This is a genomic window from Streptomyces hirsutus (genome assembly GCF_001418415.1).
Classification (GTDB): Bacteria; Actinomycetota; Actinomycetes; order Streptomycetales; family Streptomycetaceae; genus Streptomyces; species Streptomyces hirsutus.
The window spans coordinates 17650-31037 of sequence record NZ_LIQT01000393.1 but is presented as its reverse complement, the minus strand read 5'-3'; the positions used below and the strand labels follow the sequence as shown (position 1 = coordinate 31037).

At 71.3% G+C, this 13388-nt stretch carries 14 protein-coding genes and 1 pseudogene; 6 read left to right on the top strand and 9 right to left on the bottom strand.

What is annotated here, in order from left to right; all coding sequences use genetic code 11:
• Positions 1–37: 37 nt before the first annotated feature.
• A complete protein-coding gene (locus AOK11_RS27470) occupies positions 38–1636 on the top strand; it encodes a cellulase family glycosylhydrolase (RefSeq protein WP_063793531.1) in 1599 nt (532 codons plus the stop codon).
• Between the two features lie 81 nt (positions 1637–1717).
• On the opposite strand, the gene AOK11_RS27465 is transcribed toward AOK11_RS27470, so the two are convergent.
• The 3 genes from AOK11_RS27465 to AOK11_RS46265 all read right to left on the bottom strand — a co-directional run bounded on the left by AOK11_RS27465 (position 1718) and on the right by AOK11_RS46265 (position 3919).
• On the bottom strand, positions 1718–2443 hold the full coding sequence (locus tag AOK11_RS27465; RefSeq protein ID WP_167353839.1) for a class F sortase: 726 nt from the start codon (positions 2441–2443) through the stop codon (positions 1718–1720).
• Positions 2444–2563: 120 nt separating this feature from the next.
• Positions 2564–3406 carry a hypothetical protein gene (locus AOK11_RS44090; protein ID WP_063793530.1) on the bottom strand — a complete coding sequence of 281 codons (843 nt, stop codon included), beginning with the start codon at positions 3404–3406 and terminating at the stop codon, positions 2564–2566.
• A gap of 390 nt (positions 3407–3796) precedes the next feature.
• Positions 3797–3919 carry a hypothetical protein gene (locus AOK11_RS46265; RefSeq protein ID WP_276204846.1) on the bottom strand — a complete coding sequence of 41 codons (123 nt, stop codon included), beginning with the start codon at positions 3917–3919 and terminating at the stop codon, positions 3797–3799.
• 196 nt (positions 3920–4115) lie between these two features.
• Between AOK11_RS46265 and AOK11_RS27455 the strand changes: the two are divergent.
• Together AOK11_RS27455 and AOK11_RS27450 are read left to right on the top strand one after the other, a co-directional pair.
• Positions 4116–4352: pseudogene (locus tag AOK11_RS27455) on the top strand (MFS transporter); the annotation flags it as partial.
• A 67-nt stretch (positions 4353–4419) separates the two neighbouring features.
• Positions 4420–5154 (top strand): maleylpyruvate isomerase family mycothiol-dependent enzyme, encoded by a 735-nt coding sequence (locus AOK11_RS27450; RefSeq protein WP_055596404.1) that lies wholly within the window; start codon positions 4420–4422, stop codon positions 5152–5154.
• Between the two features lie 23 nt (positions 5155–5177).
• Here AOK11_RS27450 and AOK11_RS27445 read toward each other — a convergent pair whose 3' ends face one another.
• Positions 5178–5564: a MarR family winged helix-turn-helix transcriptional regulator gene (locus AOK11_RS27445; RefSeq protein WP_055596413.1), complete on the bottom strand. Its 387-nt coding sequence runs from the start codon at positions 5562–5564 to the stop codon at positions 5178–5180.
• 119 nt (positions 5565–5683) lie between these two features.
• On the opposite strand from AOK11_RS27445, the gene AOK11_RS27440 reads away from it, so the two are divergent.
• Positions 5684–5953 carry a DUF6332 family protein gene (locus AOK11_RS27440; RefSeq protein WP_240497508.1) on the top strand — a complete coding sequence of 90 codons (270 nt, stop codon included), beginning with the start codon at positions 5684–5686 and terminating at the stop codon, positions 5951–5953.
• On the opposite strand, the gene AOK11_RS27435 is transcribed toward AOK11_RS27440, so the two are convergent.
• The 3 genes from AOK11_RS27435 to AOK11_RS27425 all read right to left on the bottom strand — a co-directional run bounded on the left by AOK11_RS27435 (position 5914) and on the right by AOK11_RS27425 (position 8667).
• Positions 5914–6579: a response regulator transcription factor gene (locus AOK11_RS27435; protein WP_055596402.1), complete on the bottom strand. Its 666-nt coding sequence runs from the start codon at positions 6577–6579 to the stop codon at positions 5914–5916. The genes AOK11_RS27440 and AOK11_RS27435 overlap by 40 nt on opposite strands.
• Positions 6576–7856 carry a sensor histidine kinase gene (locus tag AOK11_RS27430; RefSeq protein ID WP_055596401.1) on the bottom strand — a complete coding sequence of 427 codons (1281 nt, stop codon included), beginning with the start codon at positions 7854–7856 and terminating at the stop codon, positions 6576–6578. Before AOK11_RS27430 ends, AOK11_RS27435 begins: the two co-directional genes overlap by 4 nt.
• Positions 7857–7971: 115 nt before the next feature.
• Positions 7972–8667 carry a TetR/AcrR family transcriptional regulator gene (locus tag AOK11_RS27425; protein WP_055596400.1) on the bottom strand — a complete coding sequence of 232 codons (696 nt, stop codon included), beginning with the start codon at positions 8665–8667 and terminating at the stop codon, positions 7972–7974.
• Between the two features lie 215 nt (positions 8668–8882).
• Between AOK11_RS27425 and AOK11_RS27420 the strand changes: the two genes are divergently transcribed.
• Complete coding sequence (locus tag AOK11_RS27420) at positions 8883–9332, top strand: nitroreductase family deazaflavin-dependent oxidoreductase (protein WP_055596399.1); 450 nt, start codon at positions 8883–8885, stop codon at positions 9330–9332.
• Here AOK11_RS27420 and AOK11_RS27415 read toward each other — a convergent pair.
• Positions 9322–10593: a geranylgeranyl reductase family protein gene (locus tag AOK11_RS27415; protein WP_055596398.1), complete on the bottom strand. Its 1272-nt coding sequence runs from the start codon at positions 10591–10593 to the stop codon at positions 9322–9324. The two genes, AOK11_RS27420 and AOK11_RS27415, sit on opposite strands and share 11 nt — an antisense overlap.
• Before the next feature lie 234 nt (positions 10594–10827).
• On the opposite strand from AOK11_RS27415, the gene AOK11_RS27410 reads away from it, so the two are divergent.
• Positions 10828–12198, top strand: coding sequence for a dipeptidase (locus AOK11_RS27410; RefSeq protein WP_055596397.1), 1371 nt, complete (start codon positions 10828–10830; stop codon positions 12196–12198).
• Positions 12199–12317: 119 nt separating this feature from the next.
• On the opposite strand, the gene AOK11_RS27405 is transcribed toward AOK11_RS27410, so the two are convergent.
• Positions 12318–13358 (bottom strand): NUDIX hydrolase, encoded by a 1041-nt coding sequence (locus AOK11_RS27405; protein ID WP_055596396.1) that lies wholly within the window; start codon positions 13356–13358, stop codon positions 12318–12320.
• Positions 13359–13388: the final 30 nt, after the last annotated feature.

Sequence of the window (13388 nt, the reverse complement as noted above, 5' to 3'; positions counted from 1 at the left end):
CTCCACCCCCACCACCGCACTCCCCCGCGCAGCCGGCCTGGTCGCCGCCCTCCTGGGCCTCCTGCTCCCCCTGCTCGCCCTCGGCACCCCGGCGCACGCGGCACCCACCGGCTTCCACGTCGAGAACGGCCGGCTGCTGGAGGCCTCCGGGAACGACTTCGTGATGCGCGGGGTCAACCACGCCCACACCTGGTACGCGGACCGGATCAGTTCCCTCGCCCACATCAAGGCCAAGGGCGCCAACACCGTGCGTGTGGTCCTCTCCAGTGGCGACCGGTGGACCGCCAACAACGCCGCCGATGTGGCGAACGTCGTCGCGCAGTGCAAGCAGAACCGGCTGATCTGTGTCCTGGAGGTGCACGACACCACCGGTTACGGCGAGCAGAGCGGAGCGGTCACCCTCTCCCGCGCCGCCGACTACTGGATCGGCGTGCGGAGCGCGCTGACCGGCCAGGAGGACCATGTCATCGTCAACATCGGCAACGAGCCCTACGGCAACACCAATTACGCGAACTGGACGGCCGACACCAAGGCCGCCATCCAGAAGCTGCGCAACGCGGGATTCGACCACACGCTGATGGTCGACGCCCCCAACTGGGGCCAGGACTGGGCGTTCACCATGCGTGACAACGCCGCCTCGGTGTTCGCCGCCGACCCGGACGCCAACACGGTGTTCTCCATCCACATGTACGGCGTCTTCGACACCGCCGCCGAGGTCAGCGACTACCTGGGCCGCTTCGTCTCCGCGCGCCTCCCGATCGTGGTCGGCGAGTTCGGCCACGACCACTCCGACGGGAATCCCGACGAGGACGCCATCCTGGCCGTCACCCGGCAACTCGGCCTCGGCTACCTCGGCTGGTCCTGGAGCGGCAACGGCGGTGGGGTCGAGTACCTGGACATGGTCACGAACTTCGACCCGGACCGGCTGACCAGTTGGGGGCAGCGCCTCTTCAACGGTGCCAACGGCATCGCCGCGACCTCCGAGGAGGCCGAGATCTACTCGTCCGGTTCAGGCGGCGACACCACGGCCCCGACCGCCCCCGGCACGCCGACCGTCTCCTCGGTGACCTCGTCGTCGGCCACGCTCTCCTGGGCGGCGGCCACCGACGAGACCGGAGTGACGGGCTACGACGTCGTCCGGATCAGCGGCGGCGAGGAGACGGTCGCCACCACGACCGCAAGCACCTCCGCCACCCTCACCGGCCTCTCCCCCGAGACCTCCCACACGTTCGCCGTGTACGCCCGGGACGCGGCCGGCAACCGCTCGCCGCGCTCCGGCACGGTGACGGTCACCACGTCCCCCGGCGGGAGCCAGGGCTCCTGCGCGGTCGCCTACCGGGTGACGAACCAATGGCCCGGCGGCTTCCAGGGCGAGATCGTCATCCGCAACACCGGCAGTTCAAGGGTCGACGGCTGGACCCTGAACTGGACCTTCCCCGGTGCCCAGCGCATCACCAACATGTGGGGCGGCACCCCTGTTCAGACCGGTTCCGGGGTCAGTGTCGCCTCGGCCTCCTACACCGCGTCGATCCCTGCGGCGGGCTCCGTCACCCTCGGCTTCACCGCCACCACGACGGACGGCAACCCCAGTCCGTCGGCGTTCGCCCTCAACGGGGCCGTCTGCTCCTCGGCCTGACGAACGCGCTGCCCGGAAGGGTGTCCTCCTCCCCCTTCCGGGCAGCGATCCATCCGGGGCGGCCCGATCGTTCCGTACGGGTCAGACCAGGTGGGCGAAGACCACCAGGTTCTCGGTGTAGTCCTTGGCCTTGCGGTCGTAGTCCCCGGCGCAGGTGATCAGCCGGACCTGGGCGTCGTCCGTGTCTGCGTAGACACGCTCGTCGGGGAAGTCGTTCTTGGCGAACGACTCCGCGTGGTCGACCACGAACTCCGCCTTACGCCCGTCGGCCCGCTTCACCTCGAAGCGGTCGCCCTTCTCGAGTTCGGAGAGGCGGGCGAACACCGCGGCCGAGATCTTCGTGTCCACATGTCCGGCGATGATCGATGCTCCGCGCTCCCCCGGGGACGCGCCGTCGGCGAACCAGCCGACCAGGTTGGTGTCGTCCGGGGGCGGTGCCTCGAGCTCACCCGAAGCGGCGACGGCGAGATCGGTGAAGGGCGCGTCGACGTCGATGTCGGGGATACGCAACCGGGTCGGGGCGGACCGTGGCAGATGCTTGCCGGCCGGCCGGGCCTTGGCGGAACCGCTGGCCGTGGGACTGGCCACGGGACTGGAGGCGAAGGCAGTGGCGGTGGCGGTGGCGGACGTCGCGTGAGGAGCGTGCGGGCCGCGGGCGTCGGCAGGGGGATCTCCCCTGCCCCCGAGCAGACTCACCGCCAGCACCAGGGTTGCCGTGCCCCAGAAGATCGCCGTCATGACGGCGCGCAGCCTCCGCCGCGCCGGGGCCGGATCTGTAGGAACGGAGGAAAGGGGGCGGGCTGCCATCGGGGGACCACCTCATTCGGACACGGCAGCGAACACACGGAAGGCGAAAGGGAGAGCAGGGCCGCCATGACACGCGCCCTGTGTCATGGCGGCCCCGGCTGCTATGACGCCAGGCATGGATCAGGCCACGCTTCCGGACGCCTTCTTGCGTCGCAGGGCGTAGGCGCCGGCGCCGAGAACGGTCAGCGCGGCCAGGCCAGCGCCGGAGACACTCGGGTCGGAAAGCCCGCCCCCGCCCGTGTGCACACCGCCGCTCGGCTTCTCGTGCTCCCAGTCCTTCTTGCCGCTGTACTCGTCCTTGTCCTCGCCCTTGTACTCATCCTTGTACTCATCCTTGTACTCGTCCTTGCCCTTGTCCTCGTCCTTGTCCTTGTACTCGTCCTTCTTGTACTCGTCCTTGTCGTACTTGCCGCTCCAGCCGTCCTCATTGACAGCGGCCAGGGCGCCACCGCCGGTGTGCACACCGCCGCTGGGCTTGCCCTTGTACTCGTCCTCGTCCTCGTCCTCGTCCTTGTACTCGTCCTTGTACTCGTCCTTGTCCTCGTCCTTGTACTCGTCCTTCGACTCGTCCTTGTCCTTCGACTCGTCCTTGTCGTGCTTGCCGCTCCAGTCGTCCTCGCCCCCGGTGGTCAGGGCGCCACCGCCGGTGTGCACACCGCCGCTGGGCTTGCCCTTGTCCTCGTCCTTGTCCTTGTACTCGTCCTTCGACTCGTCCTTGTCCTTCGACTCGTCCTTGTCGTGCTTGCCGCTCCAGTCGTCCTCGCCCCCGGTGGTCAGGGCGCCGCCACCCGTGTGGATTCCGCCGCGCGGCTTGTCGTGGCTGCTGTCCTCGTCGTGCTTCTTGCTGTAGGAAGAATTGTCGTGATCCCAGTCGCCCGCCGTGACGGCGAAGGCTGTGGGCGCCGAGACCACGAGGGCCGCGGTGGCCGTCGCGGTGGCGAGCAGCATGCGGGCAGAGCGCATCCGAGTTGTCCTTCCGTCGGTGACCCCGGCTGCTGACTCTGCATCAGCACGTTTGACCGAGCCCCGACGTGATCTACCGTCAGTCAGATATCCGACTCTCACCATTCGAGGCGTTCACACGGGTTACGAAGCCACCCCTACGGCGGTATCGACGGCTCGTCCGCTGCCGCACGGACCGGGTCGGCCCCGGAAACGGAACCCTTTGACAGCGCTCCGCGCCTGGGAGGCGGAAGGACGTGGGGGGAATCGTCACCGCCGGAGGGGCGGACCGGCTGCCGCCTCCCGACGCCGCACGATGCCGCCGGAAGCCCACATGCCCCTGGTCGGCCTGTTCTGGATCACCGAGGAATCCGTGCATGCGGGGCCGAACCGGAAGGGGACACCTCGGGGCTACAGCTCGCCAAGGACGGCGTCGAGCCACTGGGCCGCGAGCAGACAGAATTCTGGACCTGGGGCGAGGTCCACGGGATCGAGATCGCCGACGTCACCGTCCGGCGGACGGCTCGGCGGCATGCTTCCCTCGCGTGCGACGCGGTGAGCGCCATGCCGGGCCGGGACCCGGAGCAGCCGCTCTTCTTCACCGTCCGCGTGACGACCGGCGACGGAACGGTCGGGGCGAGCCCTTTCGCGGCCCTCACGGGCGGAATCCACGGGCCTACGGAGTACCAGCTCTCGCTACACCCTCATGCGGCGACCCGTGGGCGACGGCGGTACCGGCCTCGACGACCTCTTCCCGGTGGCCATCGAACGCGCGGGCGCGCTCGCCGACCCGAGTGGTGTTGCCACGGCGTCCACCCTGGGGTACGGCGGCATGCTCCTCGGTCCGCCGGCGATCGGGTTCATGGCGGACCGGTTCAGCCTTCCGGCCGCCCTGACCAGCGTGGCGGTGCTCGCGGCGGTGGCCACGGTGATCGGGTTCGCGACCCGCAAGGCGGCCCCGGCCTGACCTAGGGGCAGCTTGCCGACACACATACACTCCACCGGCCCCGGTCCGGTACGGCAGACTCCTCCTCATGGACGTTTCCCGGTTCGTGGAGATCCTGGACGAAGAGGGCCGGCTGCTGGCCGAAGCCGCCGAGAAGGCCGGTCCGGACGCCGAGGTGCCGACCTGCCCCGAGTGGCGGGTGCGCGACCTGGTCCGGCACACCGGGGTGGTGCACCGGTGGGCCGCCGCCTTCGTCGCCGACGGGCATGTCCCTCCCCGTCCCATGGGCGAGCCTCCCGAGCTGGACGGCCCCGAGCTCCTGGCCTGGTACCGCGAAGGGCACCGCGGGCTCGTCGGCACTCTGTCGGGCGCGGCCCCCGACGTGGAGTGCTTCACCTTTCTGCCCGGATCGCCCTCGGCCCTTGCCTTCTGGTCCCGCCGCCAGGCGCACGAGACGGCGGTGCACCGCTTCGACGCGGAATCGGCGCGCGGCGGCGCTCCGGCCCCGGTCGCGACGGACTTCGCGGTGGACGGCATCGACGAGCTGCTGCGCGGCTTCCACGCACTCCGCAGGAGCCGGGTCCGTACCGAGGTGCCGCGCGTCCTGCGGGTGCGGGCCACCGATACCGACGCGGTGTGGACCGTACGCCTGTCCCCGGAGCCGCCCGTGACCACGCGGGACGCGGACGGGGACGCCGAATGCGAACTGGCGGGTCCGGCGGAGCAGTTGTATCTCGCGTTGTGGAACCGACTGCCGGTGCCGACGACATCGGGCGATCCGGCTCTCGCCACGCTCTGGCGGGACGCGTCCGCCGTGATCTAGGTTCCCGCCCCGAGGAACCCGGCTCAGGGGTGTGTGAGCATCCGGGTGAGCACCGCGCGCTGAACGGGAAGCACTTCGCCGTGCAGCGCGCGCCCCTTGGCCGTCAGCGAGACCCGAACGCCCCGTCGGTCCTCCGCGCACGTGCCCCGTTCGGCGAGCCCTTCCCGCTCCAGACGGGCGATCAGCCGGGACAGCGCGCTCTGGGTCAGGTGGACACGCTCGGCGATCTCCTGGACGCGGTAGGAACAGCCGCGCACCGCACCCGCGAGGATGTCCAGGACTTCGAAGTCGCTGCCGCACAGGCCGTGTTCGTGCAGTGCACGGTCGAGTTCGCACTGTGTGCGGGCATGCAGGGCCAATATGTCCCGCCACTGTTGCACGAGCGCCTGTTCGGCCTGCTTCGCCGCCATGGCCGCACCGTAGCAGGCACACCGTCCGACCACATACGCGCTTCGGGCTCCTTGCCCTTCCGGCCCCGGGCTGTTTGACTCCAAAAGGTCAAGCGGGTGACTCGGGCGGGGGGTTGCGGGTGCGGCGGACTCAGGCCGAGCGGGATGCCATCACCGTCGAGATCGGTTACGCGCTGTGCAGCGCGGCGTTCGCGGCTGCGGTCGTCTTCGGTGCCGCGGCGGGTCCGGCACTGCTCTTCACTCTCCCGGGTGCCGTCGAGGAACTGCTGCTCGGCGCGGGGACGGCGCTTGCGCCGGTCCTCTTCCTGGTTCGGGTGGTCAGTGTGCTGAGGCGGTTCCGGCCGGCGGGTCAGCCGAGCCAGCCCGGCCGCACCAGACCCGACTCGTAGGCGAGGACAACCAGTTGCGCCCGGTCGCGGGCGCCGAGTTTGACCATGGTGCGGCTGACGTGGGTCTTGGCGGTGAGCGGGCTGACGACCAGACGGCGGGCGATCTCCTCGTTGGTCAGGCCGATGCCGACCAGCGCCATCACCTCCCGTTCCCGCTCGGTGAGGCCGGACAGCGTGCCGGCGGCGGCCGGTTCCTTGGACCGGGCCGCGAACTCGGCGATCAGGCGCCGGGTCACCCCCGGTGAGAGCAGTGCGTCACCGGAAACCACCGCCCTCACCGCGCGCAGGAGTTCGTCCGGTTCGGTGTCCTTCACCAGAAAGCCCGAGGCACCCGACCGGATCGCCTCGAAGACGTACTCGTCCAGCTCGAAGGTGGTGAGCATGACCACCTTCACGTCCGCCAGACCGGCGTCACCGGTGACCCGGCGGGTGGCGGCGAGTCCGTCGAGCACGGGCATGCGGATGTCCATCAGGACGACGTCGGGCCGCAGTTCCCGGATCAACCGCACCGCTTCGGCGCCGTCGGGCGCCTCTCCCGTCACCTCGATGTCCTGCTGCGCGTCCAGCAGAGCCCGGAAGCCTGCCCGGACCAGTGCCTGGTCGTCGGCGAGCACTACACGGATCACCGGTCCTCCTCGGCGTCGAGCGGCAGCACGGCGAGCACCCGGAAGCCGCCGTCGGGACGCGGGCCCGCCTCGATGGTGCCGTCGAGGGCAGCGGCCCGCTCCCGCATCCCGGCGAGCCCGTTGCCGCTGCCGCCCGCGTCGGCACCGGTGGCGGGCCCGTCGTCGTCGATGCGCAGCCGCAGCCTCCCCCCGTCCTGGTCGATGCGTACGCGCGCGTGCCGCGACCCGGAGTGCCGTACCACGTTGGTGAGGGCCTCCTGGAGGATCCGGAAGGCGGCCAGGTCCGCGCCGGGCGGAAGCTTCGGCGGCTTCCCCTCGACGGTGACGTCGAGGCCCGCGCCCGCCGCCTGCTCCACCAGCTCGGGCAGGCGGTCCAGGCCGGGGGCCGGCGCGCGCGGCGCGTCACCGGGGGCGCGCAGCGTGTCGAGCACTTGGCGCACCTCCCCCAGTGCCTCCTTGCTCTGGTCCTTGATGGTGGCGAGCACGGTGCGCGCCTGCTCGGGGTCGCTGTCGAGGAGCGCGAGTCCGACACCCGCCTGCACGTTGATGACGGAGATGCTGTGCGCGAGCACGTCGTGCAGTTCGCGGGCGATCCGGAGCCGTTCCTCGTCCGCGCGCCGCCGTACCGCCCGGGCGCGCTCGGCGCGCTCCCGTGCCCACTGCTCGCGGCGGACCCTGGCCAGTTCCGCCACCGCCACGACGGCCACCACCCAGGTGGCGACCACGATCTCCTCGCTCCAGGAGGCAGCCGCGTCGCCGGCCGGCGGCAGCCACCGGTGGAGCACATGGGCGAGCAGCAGGTGACCTGCCCAGAGTGTTCCCATCGCCGCCCATGCCGCCCGGCGATGACCGGTGACGACGGCGCTGAAGCAGGCTACGACGACGGTCAGGAACACCGGCCCGTACGGGTAGCCGGCGCCCAGATAGAGCAGCACGACGGCCACGGTGGCGAACACCACCGGCACCGGATGCCGCTGCCGCCACAGCAGCACCGCTCCGGCCGCGAACAGCAACAGGCGCGCGAAGGGATCGAGGGCGACGCGCTCGCCCTCCTGGGAGTGCTCCGCGAAGGCGGAGCCGATCAGCACGAAGGCGGTGAGCAGCAGGGTGGAGGGCCAGGGCCACCGTGAACGCCGGTTCCCGGCGTCGTCCCCGTCGTCTCCGTCGGCCCCGTCGGCCCAGCGGCCCCTCCCGGACGGGCCGTACCGCCACCAGCCGGGAGGACCGGGCCTCCGCCCGCCCGGCGGCCCGCCGCCGTGCCCGCGCTGCTCGTCCATGTCCGTCACGCTAGACGCCGGATGCCGGTGGCGGCGTCACCCCGGCGAGGTGATCACGCGTACTCCCCCGGAAGTACGCGTCGGCGTGGGCGGCGGAACGGCGGGAGGGCCGGGGCTACGACGACGCCGGCAGGCCGACCGAACGGGCGAGGCGGTCCACCGCGTGCCGGAAGAACCTCTCGCGGTCCTCCACGACCCGGTGGAACTGTCCGAACAGTTCGAACCCGACCAGCCCGAACAGCTCGGCCCAGGCCGCCACCATCGCCACCACCACCTCCGGGGGGAGGTCGGGCGCGAGGTCGGCGGCCATCCGCTCGGCCTCCGGCCGCAGGTCGGCCGACAGGGGCGGCAGCGCCAGAGCGGAGCGGCGGTGTGCGTCCCGCAGGATGTCGAGGGCGAGGAAGGCCAGGCGGGAGGCGGCCGGCACGGTGGTGTCGGGTGCCTTGTAGCCGGGAACCGGCGAACCGTAGATCAGCGCGTACTCGTGCGGGTGCCCGAGCGCCCAGGTACGCGCGCTCTCGCACACCACGGTCCAGCGCCGGGCCGGCGGGGTGTGGGCGGCCTCGGCATGGGCCGTTTCGGCGGCCTCGCCGAGGGAGTCGTAGGCGTCGATGATGAGAGCGGTCAGCAGCTCGTCGCGGCTGGGGAAGTACCGGTACAGGGCAGAGGACGCCATGCCGAGTTCACGGGCCACGGCTCGCAGCGAGAGTTTGGCGGCGCCTTCCGCCGCGAGCTGTCTGCGGGCCGCCTCCTTGATCGCCGCGGTGACTTCGATCCTGGCCCGTGCACGGGCGCCGTGTGCGGTGCTCATGGAACCAGTCTTCCATGAAATCAGAGCACTGCACGCAAAAGAGAGCACTGGACACAAAGGAGAGCACCGCTCTTGCACAATGACATCGAACCGTGCAAACTGGCGCCACCAAACAGAGAGCAGTGCTCACGAAAAGGAGCAGCGCTCTCCTTCCGTTCCCCGTCTCCTTCGCCACGCCACTCCGGCGACCCGACTCGTTCTCACCTGGGGTCCTCATGTCCACGCACGTCAAGAAGCCCGGCTGGTTCACCGTCAACGTCCTCAACCGCCTAGTGGCGTGGCTGACCCGCCGCGGACTGAGCGTCTGGGGGTCCAGGGTGCTTGCGGTCCGCGGCCGCAAGAGCGGCCAGTGGCGGACCACCCCGGTCAATCTGATGACCCTGGACGGCGCTCAGTACCTCGTCGCACCCCGGGGCCACGTCCAGTGGACGCACAACATGCGGGCGGCCGGCGGCGGCGAGCTGCACCTCGGGAAGAGCGTCGAAGCCTTCACCGCGACCGAGGTCGCCGACGACGACAAGCCGCCACTGCTGCGTGCCTACCTCAAGCGCTGGAAGGCGGAGGTCGGCGTCTTCTTCGACGGAGTGGGCCCGGACTCCTCCGACGAGGAGCTGCGCCGCGTCGCCCCCGACCACCCGGTCTTCCGGATCACGGTCACGAACTGACGGACGCGCCCCCGGCCTCGGACCTGTCCGCGGCACCGGAGCCGCCGCCCGAAGGACGCCGGTCCAGTGCGATCATCGCGCGGTGGGCCAGCGGATGGGTACGGACCAGCTCGCCGAGCGTCGTCGAACCGCGGGTGATGTCCCGGAAGGCGTTCCAGGCGGGGCGGAAGCCGGTGAGGACGGCGTGGAGCACCCCGGGGCGCCGCTCGAACGCGGCCAGCATCCGCTTGCCCACGCTCATCTCGGTACCGAGCCCCGCCTTGACCGCGAAGGCGTAGTTCAGCGCCTGTCGGCGCGTGTCCACGGCGTCGTGGGCCTCGGCGATGCGCACCGCCCACTCCCCCGCCAGCCGGCCCGACCGCAGCGCGAAGGAGATGCCCTCGCGGGTCCACGGTTCCAGGAGCCCGGCGGCGTCCCCGCACACGAGCACCCGTCCGCGCGACAGCGGAGAGTCGTCCGCCCGACACCGGGTCAAGTGGCCGGAGGAGATGCTCGGTTCGAAGCCGGCGAGACCGAGCCGCCCGATGAAGTCCTCCAAGTACCGCTTGGTCGCGGCGCCTTCACCACGCCGGGAGATCACGCCGACGGTGAGCGTGTCTCCCTTGGGGAAGACCCAGCCGTAACTGCCGGGCATCGGGCCCCAGTCGATGAGCACCCGCCCCTTCCAGTCCTCGGCGACGGTGTCCGGCACCGGGATCTCCGCCTCCAGACCCAGGTCGACCTGGTCCACCTTGACCCCGACGTGTGCTCCTATGCGTCCGGCGCTGCCGTCCGCGCCGACCACGGCCCGCGCGAGCACGGTCTCGCCGCTCTGCAGGACGAGGGCGACCGTGCGGCGGTCCGGTACCGCCGAGCCGTGCTGCTCGACCCGCTGCACGGCGGCACCGGTGCGCACCTCGGCGCCGGCCTTCTGCGCGTGCTCCACCAGCCGGTGGTCGAACTCGGGCCGGTTGATCAGCCCGAACAGCATCTGCCGGGACCGGCGGGTACGGCTGAAGCGGCCGTTGATCGAGAACGTCACCGCGTGCACCCGGTCCTTCAGCGGAAGCTCGAAGCCGGGAGGCAGGGAGTCCCGCGACGGGCCGATGATGCCGCCCCCGCACGTCTTGTAGCGGGGCAGTTCCGCCTTCTCCAGCAACAGCACGCGCCGCCCCGCGACCGCTGCCGCGTAGGCGGCCGAGGCACCCGCGGGTCCCGCGCCCACCACGACGACGTCCCATACCTGCCGCGCGTCGTCCGCCGAAGAGTTCTCGCTGCTCACGATGGTCTACTGCTCCCGATCCAGCCGCCTGCCCGCCCCCAGCTCCCGGCATCGCTCGAGCAGGGGGTACCCCCGTCTGTCCACCGCATACTACGGCGACGATCACTCGAGGCCGTTGTGGGAGGATCGTGCGGCATGGGTGCCCCGTACACCGGACCTCACCCGTGCTCCACGATCGTCTCGCCCACGAACGTACGCACACGTATCAACGTCGCACCCACAAGGAGCGTGCCCATGTCGTCGAATCCGGTCGCCGTGACCGTCGCCTCGCTGATGCCCAGGGCGAAGGAGGAGCTCGCCGAACTGGTGGCCTTCAAGTCGGTGGCGGACTTCGGCCAGTTCCCGCGCAGCGAGAGCGAAGGCGCCGCCCGCTGGGTCGCGGACGCGCTCACAGCCGAGGGGTTCCAGGACGTGGCCCTCCTCGACACCCCCGACGGCACCCAGTCGGTGTACGGCTTCCTTCCCGGCCCCGAGGGCGCCAGGACGGTGCTCCTGTACGCCCACTACGACGTGCAGCCGCCGCTGGACGAGGCCGGCTGGGACACCCCGCCGTTCGAGCTCACCGAGCGGGACGGCCGCTGGTACGGGCGCGGGGCCGCCGACTGCAAGGGCGGTGTGATCATGCACCTGCTGGCGCTGCGCGCGCTCAAGGCCGACGGCGGCGTTCCGGTCAACATCAAGGTGATCGCCGAGGGTTCGGAGGAACAGGGCACCGGCGGCCTGGAACGGTACGCCGAGCAGCACCCCGAACTGCTGGCCGCCGACACCATCGTCATCGGCGACAGCGGCAATTTCCGCGCCGGTCTGCCGACGGTGACCGCCACCCTCCGCGGTATGACGCTCGTCCGTCTGCGTGTCGACACCCTCGAAGGCAACCTGCACTCGGGCCAGTTCGGCGGCGCCGCGCCCGACGCCCTGGCCGCCCTGGTCCGCGTCCTGGACTCGCTGCGCGCCGAGGACGGCAGCACGACCGTCGACGGGCTGACCGGCGACAGCGCCTGGGACGGACTGCAGTACGACGAGGAGCAGTTCCGCAAGGACGCCAAGGTCCTTGACGGCGTGGAGCTGATCGGCTCCGGTACGGTCGCCGACCGCATCTGGGCCCGCCCGGCCGTCACCGTCCTCGGCATCGACTGCCCGCCGGTCGTCGGCGCGACCCCGTCCGTGCAGGCGAGTGCCCGCGCGCTGATCAGCCTGCGCGTGCCGCCGGGGGTCGACGCGGCCGAGGCGACCGCGCTGCTCCAGGCGCACCTGGAGGCGCACACGCCGTGGGGCGCGCGGGTGAGCATCGAGCACATCGGACAGGGGCAGGCGTTCCGCGCCGACACCACCAGCCCGGCCTACCGGGCCATGGCCGACGCGATGGCGGTCGCGTACCCGGGCCGGGAGATGAGTTACGCGGGGCAGGGCGGATCCATTCCGCTGTGCAACACCCTCGCGGCCCTCTACCCGCAGGCGGAGATCCTGCTCATCGGCCTGAGCGAGCCGGAGGCACAGATCCACGCGGTGAACGAGAGCGTCTCACCCGACGAGTTGGAACGGCTGTCGGTCACGGAGGCGCTGTTCCTGCACAACTACGCGTCCGCGGCCGGGTCCACGGGCTGATCCCGCCCGCGCGGCACTGCTGCGGTGCGGCGCCCGGCCGGGGAACCACGCACCGGGCCGGGCCTCGCACCGCGAACAGGCCGCGCCGGGCCGCGCGAGGTCCGGCCGGGTTCCGGACGTCAGCCGACCGGCACCCCCGCTTCCAGATACATCGCCTTCCCGCGTTCCCGTGCCCGCAGGGCGCGGCGGAGCCGTTCGTAGCGCACCGGGGGCAGCATGCCGGCGGCCTCCGTTTCGGAGACGAAGCGCCAGTCGCGGAGTTCGGGGCCGGGCAGCAGCAGCCGCGCGGCGTCGGCGGCGCGGAGACGGCCGCCGTCGAAGAGCAGGCGCAGGCCGCCGTAGGCGGGCGGCGCGGGCGGTTCCCAGTCGACGACGAGCAGGGACGGCGCCTCGTCGAGGCGGATGCCGGTCTCCTCGGCGACTTCGCGCATGCCCGCGCGCGCGGGCGCCTCGCCGGGTTCGACGACCCCGCCGGGGAACTCCCAGCCCGGCTTGTAGGTCGGATCGACGAGCAGCACCCTGTCGCGCTCGTCGAAGAGGAGGACACCGGCGGCGACGGTCTCGGCCGTCGGCTCGGGCGTCTGCACGATGTCGCAAGCGGGCGCCTCGCCGCTGCCGACCGCCTCGGCGATCCGGACGGCGGTGTCGTACGGGCTCAGCGGGCCGGCGCCGACCGGATAGGCGTCGGCGGTGAGCCAGGAGGCCAGGGCGGTTTTGTACGGCTCGATGTGGTCGTAGGACCACTGCCGGATCCGTATCTCGCCGTCCGGGAGGTCCGGCGGAACCTCCCGGCCCGCTATTCGCTCACGCAGGATCGTTTCCGCCGGAGCGAGGAGGACATGCCGGACCGGAATACGGCGGGCCGCGAGGCCACCGAAGATCTCGTCGCGGTAGTCCTGCCTCAGCAGGGTCATGGGAACGACCAGGGTCCCGCCGAGTTCGGCGAGCATGGCCGCCGCCGTGTCGATCACGAGCCGGCGCCAGATGGGAAGGTCCTGGAAGTCGCCGACCTCGGCCAGGCGTTTGGGCGGAAGCAGATGGCTGAGCGCCCCGCCGATGACCTCGGGGTCGAAGAGCGCGCTGTTCGGGATCAGTTCGATCAGTTCCCGTGCGGTCGTGGTCTTCCCCGCACCGAACGCACCGTTGATCCAGACGATCACGGTTCCCCCTCTTCTGTTGGGCCCCCTGTG